A 14,241-nucleotide genomic window follows, 5' to 3' on the forward strand; every position below is an offset into this window, starting at 1 on the left:
GTTAAGAAACATTCAGACAACGAATGTATTTAGGGTAGTTGAATAATTTTATTTTTACATGGCAGGAACAACGAGAAATTCAATACGAAAAAATAATGAAAAAAGCATTTAAACAGTATGTTTCAGCGCTCAATTACCGCGACTGCACCCGCCTGAAGCTGCTTATTAAATTGTGCTTAATTAAGGGGCGAAATAAAAAAAGACAGCGCTTGCGCGGGCCTACAAAGCAGTTCACAGGCCGGGTAAGGCGAAGCCGCCACCCGGCAATTACGCACCGAGTCCCGCCCGACGGCGCTGCGCTTAAGCGGGCCTACAAAGCAGTGCGTAGGCCGGGTAAGGCGAAGCCGCCACCCGGCAATTCCGCACCTTGCTTCGCCCGGCGGCGCTGCACTTGCGCGGGCCTGCAAAGCAGTGCGTAGGCCGGGTAAGGCGAAGCCGCCACCCGGCAATTCCGCACCGTGCTGCGCCCGGCGGCGCTACGCTTGCGCGGGCCTACAAAACAGTGCGTAGGCCGGGTAAGGCGAAGCCGCCACCCGGCAATTCCGCACCGTGCTGCGCCCGGCGGCGCTACGCTTGCGCGGGCCTACAAAACAGTGCGTAGGCCGGGTAAGGCGAAGCCGCCACCCGGCAATTTCGCACCGAGCCCCGCCCGGCGGCGCTACGCTTGCGCGGACCTGCAAAACAGTTCACAGGCCGGGTAAGGCGAAGCCGCCACCCGGCAATTCCGCACCGAGCCCCGCCCGGCGGCGCTGCGCTTGCGCGGGCCTGCAAACCTGCTGCAACGCCACAAAGGCTTTTTCATCAATCTCACCCTGCGCCAGCGGGGTCAGGGGAAATGCGCTCAGACCTCGAAACATACTGAATTCCTTATCCAATCATCAGGAAAATTTTCGCGAACCTGTCACACACAGAATCACGCCCAGAGTGATTAAGAGCATCAGCGGGCTAACCGTCTCATGCAGCAGCGTGGCGGAGAGTCCCAACCCCAGAAAGGGTTGCAGCAGCTGCAGCTGCCCGACGGCGGCGATGCCACCCAGGGCAAGCCCTTTGTACCAGAAGATAAAGCCGATCAGCATGCTGAAGAGCGACACATATCCCAGCGCGGTCCAGGCCGACATACTAATCCCGCTGAATGATGCAGGCATCGTCAGCCAGGAGGCAACCAGCATGAAAGGCAGCGCAAGGATCAGCGCCCAACCGATCACCTGCCAGCCGCCGGACTCACGGGTCAGCGCTGCCCCTTCGGCGTAGCCCAGGCCGCAGACCACCACCGCCGCGAGCATCAGCAGATCGCCCGTCAACGAGAGCGCGGCACTTTGCGAGAGCGCAAAACCCGCCACCAGCAGACTGCCGAGCACGGAGAAGATCCAGAAGGCTTTCGCAGGCCGCTCCTTGCCGCGCAGCACCGCGAAAATGGCGGTCATCAGCGGCAGCAGCCCAAGAAATACAATCGAGTGGGCGGCGGTAACGTGCCTGAGCGCCAGGGCAGTCAGCAGCGGAAAGCCAATCACCACGCCCAAAGAGACCATCATCAGCGGCACAATCCGCGCGGCGGGCGGGCGTTTTTCCCGCAACACAAGGATCAGGGCGAGGGCCACAACCCCGGCAAGAGAGGCCCGGGCAAAGGTCAGGAAAAAGGGGTCGAAATCCTGCACCGCCATCCGCGTGGCGGGCAACGAACCGCTAAAAATGACCACCCCCAGCAGGCCATTCAGCCAGCCCGAAAGCGAGGTTTTATCTGCTGCAACATTCATCACCGTTATATTCCCAGTCTTGAGCCTCAGTTGAGCGGATGGTAGTCTCGCCCATCTGAGACAATCAAATTATTGTCATGGATACATTTGATGAAAGCCCGCTATAAAACCATCGTGGATCGCTACGCACAGCTGATCCGCTCCGCCACGTTGACGGCAGGCACCCGGTTGCCCACTCACAGGACGCTCGCCGCCCGGGAGCATATCTCGCTGGCCACCGCCACGCGCGTCTATGCCGAGCTGGAGAAGATGGGGCTGGTGAGCGGGGAAACCGGACGGGGAACCTTCGTCAGGGAGATCCTGCTGCCGTCAGGGCTGGGCATCGACCAGCAGGCGGTCGCCACCGATGTGCTGGATCTGAACTTCAACTATCCCGCCCTGCCGGGTCAGGGAGAACTGCTTCGGGAGGCGCTCAGGCAGATAGCAGGCGCAGGCGATATTGAATCGCACCTGCGCTATCAGCCCCATGCGGGCAGACAGACGGAGCGGGAGATCGTGGCCGCGCACCTCTCCGAGCCGCATTTTCAACCTTCGGCAGATAACCTGCTGATTGTGAACGGTGCCCAGCATGGTCTGACCATCGCCCTGATGGGACTGCTCCGGCCCGGTGACGTGGTGGCGGTGGATGCGCTCACCTATCCGGGCTTTAAGGCGCTGGCGGCGCTGTATCACCTTGAGCCGATCGCCATTCCCGCCACTCCGGCCGGCCCGGACCTCGGCGCATTACGCCAGATCTGCCTGAAGCGGCACGTGCGGGCGATTTACACCATGCCTACGCTGCATAACCCTCTGGGCTGGGTGCTGGACCTTAACCAGCGCCAGGCGCTGGTGAACATTGCCCGGGAACACGACCTGCTGATAATCGAAGACACCGCCTACAGCTGGCTGATCCGCCGTCCGCCGCCGCCCGTTGCCAGCCTGGCCCCGGAACGCACGATCTATGTCACCGGCTTTTCCAAAAACGTGGCGACCGGCCTGCGGGTCGGGGCGGTGATCTGCCCGCCAGCGATGCGTCCGGCGCTGGAGCGCGCTATCCGGGCCACCACCTGGAATACGCCGTCGGTGATGACCGCCATGGTCTGCCACTGGATCCAGGACGGCACCGTGGCCCGCTTTGAAACCCTGAAAAGGCGCGATGCCCGACAGCGGCAGCAGGTGCTGAAAAGGGTGATGGAAGATCTGCCCTGCATTACCCATCCCGACTCTTACTTTGCATGGTTGCCCCTGGCGGACGAGGCCCGGGCCGATCGGGTGGTGAAGGCGCTGATGGACCACAATATCTCCGTCTCCACCGCAGAGCCTTTTTCCACCTCCGGCACGGTGCCGCAGGCGATCCGCGTTGCCCTCGGTTCGGTGCCGGTTGAGACGTTGCAGCATGCGTTACTACAGGTCAGAGCGGCGATAGAGCTGGAACAAAGCCGTTAAGACAAGTCTTAATTCATGGCGTGGAGGGAATTATTTTAGCAATCTGTAATCATCTCCCTTCGCTTCAGAATTACTCATCAGACATATAAGCCGCGCTAACTTGCTTATTAGCGAGGATATATTCCCTTCCGCCGAAAAAATATGCAAAAACGCGAGTCGTAAATAGCAAAAAAACGCACCGGGAGGCTTATTGACCTTTTATCCTTTCTGTCTACAGTTATTTGTGCACGCATTTGAAGAGGTTAAGCCCTCTTTCAATATATATTCTCATCGAAAAATCTGGAGACATGTTATGACCAAGCATCGAGGCGGTTCCGGCAATTTCGCAGAAGACCGGGAGCGTGCATCCCAGGCGGGCCGTAAAGGCGGACAGAGTAGCGGCGGTAACTTTAAAAATGACCCACAGCGGGCATCCGAAGCGGGAAAAAAAGGCGGACAAAATAGCCGGGGCGGCGGACGTAAACCTGCTGAGTAATCGCCAGAATATATTTTCTGATGGCGGCAATATGTCAGACAATATATTCAGAAATGTAAATAAAGGTAATTATCACCCTTTTTCGTAATTGCAGCCAGACCAATTATGCGGAGGTTATATGATGCACTTAAGAAGAAGAGTTCGTAACGCTCGTAATAATCATCGCACCCGTGATGATGTCGGCTGGATAATTCCGGGTGATGCTGAGCGTACCCGCTCTCCGGATAGCGAACCGGCACGCAACATCGTCGCTGAGGGTGATACCCGCAGCGAAATGAAGCTCAGTCAGCGCCAGACGTACCTCGTCAACGCCATCGCACACCGGGATCTACTGAAGTAATCAGCTGTTAAGTGATGCAACGTTTGTTGTGCTTTGTTATTTGCCCGGCCTTCCCCGCCGGGTTTTTTTATGCCGCACTCAGGAGCGCAGCGGTAGCCCGGCGGTCTCTTTCGCCCGCAGCACCGTCAGGAAAGAGATCAGTGCCGCCGCCATGATAAACAGCGCTGGCGAGAGCGGGTTGCCACTTTCGATCAGCAGCCAGGTCGAGAACCACGGCGTGATGCCGCCAAAAAACGCCACTGCCACGTTATAGGCAATGGCGATACTGCCAAAGCGAATGCGGGTTGGAAACAGCTCCGCCATGGCCGCACTGCTGGCACCATCAAAGAGCGCGATGCAGAGCCCCAGCAGCAGCATTGCCAGCAGCGCTGAGAGGAGGTCGCCCTGCGCCATTAACGCGATGGCAGGCCAGCTCAAAAGGATAAACCCCATGCAGCCCGCCAGCATCAGCGGCCTGCGGCCAAACCGATCCGACAGATAGCCCATAAAAGGGATGAGCACCGCAATGGCCAACAGACCGAGAGTGGTGATGAAATAGGCCTGCTCCGGCGGGAAGCGCAGCTCCGTCGCCAGATAGCCGGGAATAAAGGCCTGCAACATCCAGTGCCCTACCGCCTTAATCACGACAAAACCGATACAGAAGATCAGCGCGCGCCGCTCGGTAGTCACCGCCGTGTGCAGCGGCGCGGCTACCGTTTTATAGCTTTGCTTCAGCGCCAGGAATTCGGGAGAGTCCTCAAGATGGGTTCGCAGCCAGAGGCCAATCCAGCCCAGCGGACCGGCGAGCAAAAACGGAATCCGCCAGCCCCAGTCGTTCATCGCCGCTTCTCCGAGCACAGAGGTAAGCAGCAGGACCAGGCCCGAGGCGGCCACAAAAGCCAGAAAGCCGAAGTTATCTATCCAGCAGGTAAAGAAGCCCCGGCGATGGGCAGGCGCATACTCCGCCAGAAAGGTGGTGGCCCCTGCGCTCTCTCCCCCGGCGGCAAACCCCTGTACCAGCCGCACCAGCACCAGCATCAGCGGGGCGAAAAGCCCCACCTGGGAAAAGGTAGGCAGCAGCCCGATCAAAAAGGTGGCTCCGGAAGTCAACAGGATCACGGTGGCCAGCACCCTGCGGCGGCCAATCCGGTCACCGAGGGATCCAAACCACAGCCCGCCGAGCGGGCGCATCACAAACCCGGCGCCAAAAACCGCAAACGACGACAGCAGCGCCGTCACGGGATCTTCCGCATGGAAGAAGTGCATGCCAATCAGGGCGGCTAAGGTGCCGTAAAGCCCGAAATCGAACCATTCGACAAAATGGCCGACCCCGGTGGCAAACAGCACCTTGCGCAGTTGCGGGGACACGTTAATCCCTTAGCGCTTTTTCGGCATCATGCGCAGCAGGGTGTTGTCTTTCCAGTAGTAGTGATGAAGCAGCGCGGCAAAGGCATGGATGCCGATGATGAAATAGCCCAGGTTCGCCAGGGTAACGTGCCAGGCTTTCAGCGTATCCACCAGATCGAAATTTGATTCGGCGGCGTGCGGCATCCCCAGCCCGAATGCAAACCAGGTGTTGCCCCGGTTATACATCATCACCAGGCCAATCAACGGCAGCGCAATAAACAGCAGATAGATGGCAAGGTGCCCCAGATGGGATAAGCCGATATACATCGGTTTAGGTTTAGGCACGATGGGCGGCGCGGGATACTTAAGGCGCACCAGCAGACGCGCGACTATCAGCACCAGAATAGAGATGCCGCATGACACGTGGATCATATTGATCAGCGGACGGTCGCTGCGGGGGAACCAGCCGCGAAACTCCATGGCACAGTAGGCGACGATCACCAGCAGAAAAACCAGCCAGTGAATGGCAATTTGCAGGCCGGTGTATTTATTGCGCATGAGTATTTCCTGAAAGAAGGCTAAAAAAGCTTAAAATAACCAGCTTTCCTTAAAAATTCATTAATTATTCTCCCCCACTTTTCAAAAGCTTCCGTGCAGATGAGCCATCTTCAATTGCCTCGCTGGGCTTCATGGTCTAATCCTGGATGAGTTCAACCTACCGTACGTCCACACAGGAGAGGATCATGAGTAAGATTGGCATCAACGGTTTTGGTCGTATTGGCCGACTGGTTCTTCGTCGGTTACTGGAAACTCAGGACAGTAATAGCGTGGTGGCAATTAACGATTTGACGTCGCCGAAGGTGCTGGCCTACCTGTTAAAACATGACTCCAACTATGGCCCCTTCCCATGGAGCGTGGACTTCACGGAGGATTCGCTGATCGTCGACGGCAAATCCATTTCGGTCTATGCCGAAAAAGAGGCGAAGAACATTCCGTGGAAAACTGCCGGGGTGGATCTGGTGGTGGAGTGTACCGGCTTCTACACCTCGCAGGAGAAATCCCAGGCTCACCTGGATGCGGGCGCCAGAAAGGTGCTGATCTCCGCCCCGGCGGGCGAGATGAAAACCATCGTCTTTAACGTCAACGATGACACCATCGAGGCCAGCGACACCATTATCTCTGTCGCCTCCTGCACCACCAACTGCCTGGCTCCGCTGGCGAAAGTGCTGCACGACGCCTTTGGTATCAAGGCGGGCACCATGACCACCATCCACGCCTATACCGGCACCCAGGCGCTGGTGGATGGCCCGCGCGGCAAGGATCTTCGTGCCTCCCGCGCCGCGGCGGAAAATATTATTCCGCACACCACCGGGGCGGCGAAGGCGATTGGGCTGGTGATCCCGGAACTGAGCGGCAAGCTGAAAGGCCACGCCCAGCGCGTACCGGTCAAAACCGGATCCGTGACCGAGCTGGTGTCGATTCTGGAGAAAAAAGTCAGCGTGGATGAGATCCATCAGGCGCTGAAGAAGGCCACCGAGGGCAACGAGTCCTTCGGCTATACCGATGAAGAGATTGTCTCTTCCGACGTGATCGGGTCAAACTTTGGGTCGATCTTCGATGCCACCCAGACGGAGGTCACCGACGCGGGTGACGTCCAGTTGGTGAAAACCGTGGCCTGGTACGACAACGAATACGGGTTTGTTACCCAGCTGGTGCGTACTTTAGATAAATTCGCTGCACTGTAATCACATTGCGGACAGCCCTGCTGTCCGCAAGCTGTGAATCCGTTCAGGGTTTCATATTGTTAACCCTGATATAACAAACGCTTTCCAGAGAGGGAGCGTTATCATGGAAGCACTGAGCCGCGAAACCTTAGAACAGAATATGGCGCACGCCGTTGGCCGCTCGGCCACCTTTAGTATCTGGCCCACTCCTGAAGCGCCAGGCGCGCGCACCAGCGACGCCGTCTTTACCCCCGAACCGCGCCACACCGGCACTTCCAACTTCGATCGCGCCGTCACCGGCGTTCGCGCGCCGCAGATAACCGTTTATGCGCCGAACAAACCTAACGGGGTCGGCATTCTGGTGGTGCCCGGTGGCTCCTTTCGCCGCGTGGTGCTGGATAAAGAGGGCAGCGCGCTGGCCTCCTTCTTCAACGCCCGCGGCTATACCCTGTTTGTGATGACCTACCGCATGCCGGGAGACGGTCATGAGGAGGGAGCCGATGCGCCGCTGGCGGATGTGCAGCGCGCCATGCGTGTAATCCGCGCCCGCGCCCGGGAGTACAGTCTGGACCCGGCGCGCATGGGGGTGCTCGGCTTCTCTGCGGGCGGTCACGTGGCGGCAAGCCTTGGTACCCGTCATGACGAAGCGGTATACGCCCCGCTCGATGCCGCCGACGAGCACGCTGCCCGCCCGGCCTTTATGGCGCTGGTCTATCCGGTGATCACCATGCAGGGCGACCATTATCACCCGGGCTCGCGGCATGAGCTGATAGGCGATAACCCTGGCGAGGAGCAGATCCAGCGCTATTCGCTGGAAACGCGCGTCACCCGCGACGCCCCGCCGACCTTCCTGCTGCATGCCGCCGACGACCCGGCAGTAAAGGTTGAGAACAGCCTGGCGATGTACAGCGCCCTGCGCCACGCGGGCGTGCCGGTTGAGATGCACCTGTTCGAGCGGGGCAAGCACGGGTTCGGCATTCGCGATGCCCAGGGTTTACCGGTGGCCGTCTGGCCGGAACTGATGATGAACTGGATTGCGACAAAGGTGTGAACCTGTAACGCCGGGTGGCGGCTTCGCCTTACCCGGCCTAAGGATCGGGTGCGGTTTAGTAGGCCCGGCAAGCGCAGCGCCGCCGGGCATGCAGGCGGCTGTGCGGCCTGATGCCCTCACCCCAACCCTCTCCCACGGGGAGAGGGAGAAATGCCAGGCAGGTTTATCAGGACTGCAAATAGACCACCTGAGTTTGCAGATACTCGTGCAGGCCGTGCTTGCCGTCTGCCCCGCCGATCCCCGATTTACGCCATCCCGCGTGGAAGCCCTGCATCGCTTCAAAGTTCTCGCGGTTGATGTAGGTTTCGCCAAACTTCAGCCCTTTGATGGCCTTCATCGCCACGTTCAGATCCCGGGTGTAAATAGAGGACGTCAGGCCGTAGTCGCTGTCATTCGCCATCTTCAGCGCCTCTTCCAGGGTATCAAATACCACCACCGGCAGCACCGGCCCGAAGGTCTCTTCGTGCATGATGGTCATGTCCTGGCGCACGTCGAGCAGTAGGGTTGGCGGGTAGAAATAGCCTTTACCTTCCACCGCTTTTCCGCCCAATACCACTTTTGCCCCCTGCTCTACCGCCAGAGCCACTTTCTGCTCCACGCGCTCCAGCGCCGCGGCGTTAATCAGCGGCCCCATCGCAATGTCGTTGCGCTCGGCCGGGTTGCCAAACTGCACCGCTTTCATCGCTTCGCCCAGACGGTTCGCAAAGCGATCGTAAATACCCTTCTGCACATACACGCGCTCGGCGCAGTTACATACCTGCCCGGTGTTGATCACGCGGGAGTCAACAATCGCCTTCACCGCCAGCTCCAGATCCGCATCGTCCATCACGATGGCCGGGGCCTTGCCCCCCAGCTCCAGGCATACTTTGGTGATGTTCTTCGCGGCGGCAGCCATGATCTTCTCTCCCGCGCCCACGCTGCCGGTCATGCTGACCATCGCCACTTTCGGGTTGCCCGCCAGCTCCTGGCCCACGGTTTCACCCCGGCCCAGCACCAGGTTAAATACCCCTTTCGGCAGGCCAATCTCGTCGACAATTTTGGCGAAGGCGATGGCGTTGTTCGGCGTGAACTCGCTCGGCTTGATGACAATGGTGTTACCGGTCAGCAGCGCCGGAGCCAGCTTGCGGGCAATCAGGAAGAACGGGAAGTTCCACGGCAGAATGCCGGTGGTCACGCCGAGGGCGCGTTTGAACAGCAGAATATTTTCACCCGGGCGATCGCTCTGGATAATTTCGCCCTCGTAGCGACGCGCCCACTCCGCCATATAATCGAGATAGTCAGCGGTGAAGGAGACTTCAACGTCGGCGAGCTGCTGGATCTTGCCGCCTTCGGCGACGATCAGGGCGCTGATCTCACTGGCGCGCTCGCGAATACCTGCGGCGATTTTACGCAGCCAGCCCGCACGCTGAATGGCAGGCAGCGCCTCCCAGGCGTCCTGGGCGCGTTCCGCAGCGTCAATCGCTTTGCGGGCATCGTCAGCGCTACCATCGGGAATACGGGAAATGACCTCTTCGGTGGCCGGGTTGATCACATCAATCCAGGCATCACCCTGCCAGGCGACAAACTGTCCATCGATATACATAGGATGTTGTACGGGTACTGTCATGACTCGCTCCTGTAATTGCACTGTTTTTAACAAGTAAAATTATTGTTAAAAACTACAGTTCCCGACCCTCAATCCCAGCCTATCGCGCTGTTTTTGTGAGATATCTCATAAAAGAAACGGGTCAGCAGGAGGAAAACATTACATTCTGGCAACAGAGAGTTGCCCGTTTGCGTGAAACTTATCGCAAACGGGCAGAGCGTTACAGCAGGGCGCGACTGGATAGCGCCTCGGTGAGGACGGCGTCGTTACGCAGGATCTGCCAGGCGGCCTCTACGTCGGCAGGAATATCCACATGGACGATAAAATCCCGGCCAAGCGGGCCATAGCCGTTGATGTCATCCCGCAGGCGCGGGAGCTCACCCAGCACCAGCGACAGATAACGCTCCACGGGCCACAGCCCCTCGCCGCCGCCGCGGAACACCAGGCCGTCATCGCTGTTTTGCAGCTCAGGCACTATCCCCGGGTGGCTGGACCATTGCGGCGCATCGGGCTTATCGCGGTAGACGCGGGCAAACGTCGCCATGGTGCGGCGCTGCATGGTCGGGTCCTGCACCACAATCCCGCGCTTCACCGGCAGATGGTGATGCTGGATCATCGCCGCGCTGAATCGGGCATTTTCACCGCAGTTGGTGGACTGGTCTTCCACCAGCAGGCGCTCGGGCGGAATGTGCCAGAACGCCCGGGCGATCTCCGCCAGAATAGTGGCTTCGGCTTTGCCGGTGGTGCGCACTTTGTTGTAGCGCGGATGTCGCGCAATGGCGGCGTATAAAAAGGTGGTGGAATGGCCTATCCCGCCGCTGATCAGCAAGGGCACGGCAAGCTCCGACGCCAGACGACAGGCCGCGTCGATGGCGGGGATCACCGCGTTACCGGCCAGCACCACCAGGTCGGCCTGGAGCGCGGGCGGGTTGTAAGGCAGGTTATCTTCGGCAAGCCAGCGGCCAACGGTATTCACCGCGGCCAGGGTTTTGTCCGGCAGGGATGGGAAGATTGTGAGACTCATCGTTACCTCCTTCCAGCAATTACGTTCAGGGTAACGCGCGGGCCGTTGCTTAACAGGGGATCACTCTGAAAGCAAAATCGGGGGTTACCCTATAAGAATAGTCATTAAACTGAAATAACAAGAAACGTCCAAAAATCAGCCGGTTGCACCTGCATCATATGCTGCAAGTTACGCTGATAAAAAAATTAAGCACCATATATCTCGCAACAAGGAGCATCGATAGCTGCTTATTTCACCGTGATCTGACCAGTTTTGACATGTCGCCGCTTGCCAAAAGTAACAGCCCTCCCTAAGTTGCTTAACAATTCGACAACCTTTTTCCTTTATCGGGTTGCACCCGAAGCGCGCCGGGTGTCACCCGCTTCATCATCCACTGGGCGGGATCACGGTTATGACACAACAACACGAAAGCAGTGCCGCAGTTTTACGTAAAAATAAGAAGGTGCTGGTCGCCAGCCTCACCGGCAGCGCCATTGAATGGTTTGACTATTTTCTCTACGGCACGGCCGCCGCGCTGGTCTTCAATAAGATCTTCTTCCCGATGGTCGACCCGGTTATCGGCCTGATTTTGTCCTATCTTTCGTTCTCACTAACCTTTTTTATCCGCCCCATTGGTGGCGTGTTGTTCGCCCACATCGGGGATCGTATTGGGCGCAAAAAAACGCTGGTGTTGACCCTGTCGCTGATGGGGGGTGCAACCGTGATGATTGGGCTGTTACCCACCTATGAGCAGATTGGCCTCTGGGCCCCGGCCCTGCTGATCCTGATGCGCATTATTCAGGGGATGGGGATCGGCGGCGAATGGGGCGGCGCCCTGCTGCTGGCCTATGAATATGCCCCTGAAAAGCGTAAAGGCTTCTTTGGCAGCATTCCGCAGGCGGGGGTCACCATCGGCATGCTGATGGCCACCTTTATCGTCTCGCTGATGACGCTGTTCAGCGAAGAGGATTTTCTCTCCTGGGGCTGGCGCATTCCGTTCCTGCTGAGCTCGGTGCTGGTGCTGCTGGGGCTGTGGATCCGCAAGGATATCGACGAAACGCCGGAGTTTAAAAAGGTAAAATCGAGCGGTAAGGTGGCCAAAGCCCCCCTGCGCGACACCCTGAAATACCACTGGCGCGAAGTGCTGATCGCCGCCGGGCTGAAGGTGGTTGAGACCGCGCCGTTCTATATCTTCTCTACCTTTGTGGTGAGCTACGCCACCACTACACTCAGCTACCAGAAGTCGCAGGCGCTGGAGGCGGTTACCCTCGGGGCGCTGGTTGCCACCATCATGATCCCGCTGATGGGGCTGCTGTCGGATAAGGTCGGTCGCCAGCGGATGTACGCCGTCAGCGTCTTTGTCCTCGGCCTGTTTATCGTGCCGTGGTTTATGCTGCTCAATACCGGCACCACCTGGGGCATCGTGCTGGCGACGGTGATCGCTTTCGGGGTGCTGTGGGCGCCGGTGACCGCGGTGCTGGGTACGCTCTGCTCCGAAATTTTCTCCGCAAACGTGCGCTATACCGGCATCACCCTCGGCTATCAGTTGGGTGCCGCGCTGGCGGGCGGTACCGCTCCGCTGATTGCCACCGGCCTGCTGGCGAAATATAACGGCGACTGGGTGCCGGTGGCCTGGTATCTGGCGGTGACCGTGACCATCTCGCTGGTTGCCATCTTCTGCGCCAGCCGGGTAAAGCGCGCCCCGGTGATTAACGCCCGGACAAACGAACTCTGATCCTCACGCGGCCAGCCCTTCTGGCCGCTTTTTTTCTGAACTTCCCTCTCACATTTGCTTAACCCGCCGTTATCATATTCACTTGAAACAGACATTGCGTCAGACGTAGAATCATTAGCCCACTAACTATTCACTCTTATTACAGGTACTTGCCGCTATGCGCCTGCCCCAACGCGACCCCTATGCTCCTCGCGAGTGGCAGCCTCACGAAAAGCCGATGCTGTTAGGCTCCCCGTCCACGCCGGTGCACAGCACCCCGAAGCGAATCGCCTATGGCGTGGTGGGATTACTGGTCTGCCTGACCGGCGCGCTGGGCAATGCGATGGTTGCCGCCAACCTGCAAAATTTGCAGGGCACCTTTGCCGCCTGGTCCACCGAAATCGCCTGGCTCCCGGCGGTATACGTGATGACCAACGTGTCGATCAACCTGCTGCTGGTGAAGTTTCGCCAGCAGTTTGGCCTGCGCGCCTTCACGGAAGGGTTCCTGGTGCTGTATGTGCTGGTGACCTTTTTCCACCTCTTCGTCAACGATCTCAGCTCGGCCCTGATGGTGCGCGCCGCCCACGGCATGGTGGCTGCGGCGCTCAGCTCGCTTGGGATCTACTATCAGATCCAGGCCTGGCCGGCGAAACACCGCCTCAAAGCCCTGACCATCGGCATCACCGGCTCGTCGCTGGCGATCCCCATTGCGCGGCTGTTCTCTACCGAACTGTTACAGCTGGACGAGTGGCGCGGGCTGTATCTCTTTGAGCTCGGTCTGGCGCTCATCTCGCTGGGCTGCGTGATCGCCCTCAAGCTGCCGCCGGGCGACCGGCGCAAGGTATTCGAGAAGAAGGATTTCATTACCTTTATTCTGCTGGCGCCGGGCATGGCGCTGCTGTGCGCGGTGCTCTCCCTTGGGCGACTCGACTGGTGGTTTGAAGCGCCGTGGATCGGCTGGGCGCTGGCGGGTTCGCTGGTGCTGATTGTCTCAGCCATCGTTTTTGAGCATAACCGCAGTAACCCGCTGCTGAATACGCGCTGGCTCTCCAGCGGCAGTATCCTGCGCCTGGGACTGATTATGCTGCTGATCCGCATCGTGCTGGCGGAGCAGAACACCGGGGTGATCGGCTGGCTGCAGTACGTCGGGCTGCAAAACGAGCAGATGACCCATCTGGCGTGGTCGATTTTTGCCGGGATCGCCTGCGGCATCGCCGCCAGCTGCCTGACCATCAAACCCACAAAGCTCGCCTGGCCGATCGTCACCTCGCTGGTTCTGATGATTATCGCCTCCCTGCTCGACAGCCAGTCCAACAGCCTCACCCGTCCGGATCAGCTGATGCTGAGCCAGTTCCTGCTCGGGTTTGGCAGCGCCTTCTTCCTCGCCCCGGCGATGCTGGCCGGGATTGGCGGGGTGATCGCCGATCCGCGCAACCTGGTCAGCTTTTCGGTGCTGTTCGGCATGAGCCAGAATATCGGCGGGCTGCTGGGTTCGGCCATTCTCGGCACCTTCCAGACCTGGCGGGAGAAGTACCACTCCAGCCTGCTGGCGGAACAGCTCACCAGCCTCAATCCGCTGGTGAACGAGCGCCTGCAGATTTACAGCCAGATGTACCGCAGCCTGATTGGCGACGACGCCCTGGTCAGCGTTCAGTCCACGCTGCAACTCCAGAACGCCAGTACGCTGGAGGCAAATATTTTGGCTTACAACGATACTTATCTTCTGACGGCTGGCATTGCCACCGCCACGCTGGTCTGGATTTTATGGCGGTTGCTGCGCCTGCGCATCACTGCCCGTCTGGCGCTGAAAAAGGCCACCGGCAGTCAATAATGGATGAAAAATT

Annotated in this window: 13 protein-coding genes; 7 read left to right on the plus strand and 6 right to left on the minus strand. The window is 58.9% G+C overall.

Going from position 1 to position 14,241, the window contains the following annotated elements; genetic code table 11:
• Positions 1 to 686: 686 nt before the first annotated feature.
• Positions 687 to 857 carry a hypothetical protein gene (locus NB069_RS11960; RefSeq protein ID WP_250583811.1) on the minus strand — a complete coding sequence of 57 codons (171 nt, stop codon included), beginning with the start codon at positions 855 to 857 and terminating at the stop codon, positions 687 to 689.
• 21 nt (positions 858 to 878) lie between these two features.
• Positions 879 to 1,754: a DMT family transporter gene (locus NB069_RS11965; protein WP_250583812.1), complete on the minus strand. Its 876-nt coding sequence runs from the start codon at positions 1,752 to 1,754 to the stop codon at positions 879 to 881.
• A 90-nt stretch (positions 1,755 to 1,844) separates the two neighbouring features.
• On the opposite strand from NB069_RS11965, the gene NB069_RS11970 reads away from it, so the two are divergent.
• The 3 genes from NB069_RS11970 to NB069_RS11980 all read left to right on the plus strand — a co-directional run bounded on the left by NB069_RS11970 (position 1,845) and on the right by NB069_RS11980 (position 3,994).
• Entirely contained in the window at positions 1,845 to 3,179 is a 1,335-nt protein-coding gene (locus NB069_RS11970; protein WP_250583813.1) for a PLP-dependent aminotransferase family protein, read from the plus strand.
• A 292-nt stretch (positions 3,180 to 3,471) separates the two neighbouring features.
• Positions 3,472 to 3,654, plus strand: a complete 183-nt coding sequence (locus tag NB069_RS11975; protein ID WP_032610990.1) for a general stress protein — start codon at positions 3,472 to 3,474, stop codon at positions 3,652 to 3,654.
• A gap of 118 nt (positions 3,655 to 3,772) precedes the next feature.
• On the plus strand, positions 3,773 to 3,994 hold the full coding sequence (locus NB069_RS11980; protein WP_250583815.1) for a hypothetical protein: 222 nt from the start codon (positions 3,773 to 3,775) through the stop codon (positions 3,992 to 3,994).
• 78 nt (positions 3,995 to 4,072) lie between these two features.
• Here the strand turns inward: NB069_RS11980 and NB069_RS11985 are convergent, their stop codons facing one another.
• Entirely contained in the window at positions 4,073 to 5,347 is a 1,275-nt protein-coding gene (locus NB069_RS11985) for an MFS transporter (RefSeq protein WP_434543626.1), read from the minus strand.
• Between the two features lie 3 nt (positions 5,348 to 5,350).
• Positions 5,351 to 5,878, minus strand: a complete 528-nt coding sequence (gene cybB, locus NB069_RS11990; protein WP_250583819.1) for a cytochrome b561 — start codon at positions 5,876 to 5,878, stop codon at positions 5,351 to 5,353.
• Positions 5,879 to 6,063: 185 nt separating this feature from the next.
• Here cybB and gap point away from each other — a divergent pair, with 185 nt between their 5' ends.
• Both gap and NB069_RS12000 read left to right on the plus strand, forming a co-directional pair.
• Positions 6,064 to 7,065, plus strand: coding sequence for a type I glyceraldehyde-3-phosphate dehydrogenase (gene gap / locus NB069_RS11995; protein WP_250583821.1), 1,002 nt, complete (start codon positions 6,064 to 6,066; stop codon positions 7,063 to 7,065).
• A 103-nt stretch (positions 7,066 to 7,168) separates the two neighbouring features.
• The gene (locus NB069_RS12000) at positions 7,169 to 8,095 is read left to right on the plus strand and encodes an alpha/beta hydrolase (protein WP_250583823.1); all 927 of its coding nucleotides are present in this window, start codon (positions 7,169 to 7,171) and stop codon (positions 8,093 to 8,095) included.
• Positions 8,096 to 8,261: 166 nt separating this feature from the next.
• On the opposite strand, the gene aldA is transcribed toward NB069_RS12000, so the two are convergent.
• Both aldA and NB069_RS12010 read right to left on the minus strand, forming a co-directional pair.
• Positions 8,262 to 9,701 (minus strand): aldehyde dehydrogenase, encoded by a 1,440-nt coding sequence (gene aldA / locus NB069_RS12005; RefSeq protein WP_250583825.1) that lies wholly within the window; start codon positions 9,699 to 9,701, stop codon positions 8,262 to 8,264.
• A gap of 199 nt (positions 9,702 to 9,900) precedes the next feature.
• Positions 9,901 to 10,704 carry a YdcF family protein gene (locus NB069_RS12010; RefSeq protein WP_250583827.1) on the minus strand — a complete coding sequence of 268 codons (804 nt, stop codon included), beginning with the start codon at positions 10,702 to 10,704 and terminating at the stop codon, positions 9,901 to 9,903.
• A 391-nt stretch (positions 10,705 to 11,095) separates the two neighbouring features.
• Between NB069_RS12010 and NB069_RS12015 the strand changes: the two genes are divergently transcribed.
• Both NB069_RS12015 and NB069_RS12020 read left to right on the plus strand, forming a co-directional pair.
• The gene (locus NB069_RS12015; RefSeq protein WP_250583829.1) at positions 11,096 to 12,418 is read left to right on the plus strand and encodes an MFS transporter; all 1,323 of its coding nucleotides are present in this window, start codon (positions 11,096 to 11,098) and stop codon (positions 12,416 to 12,418) included.
• Between the two features lie 157 nt (positions 12,419 to 12,575).
• Positions 12,576 to 14,228 carry an MFS transporter gene (locus NB069_RS12020; protein WP_434543584.1) on the plus strand — a complete coding sequence of 551 codons (1,653 nt, stop codon included), beginning with the start codon at positions 12,576 to 12,578 and terminating at the stop codon, positions 14,226 to 14,228.
• Positions 14,229 to 14,241 lie beyond the last annotated feature (13 nt).

The sequence above is a fragment of the Leclercia adecarboxylata genome (assembly GCF_023639785.1).
Taxonomy (GTDB): Bacteria; Pseudomonadota; Gammaproteobacteria; order Enterobacterales; family Enterobacteriaceae; genus Enterobacter; species Enterobacter adecarboxylatus_D.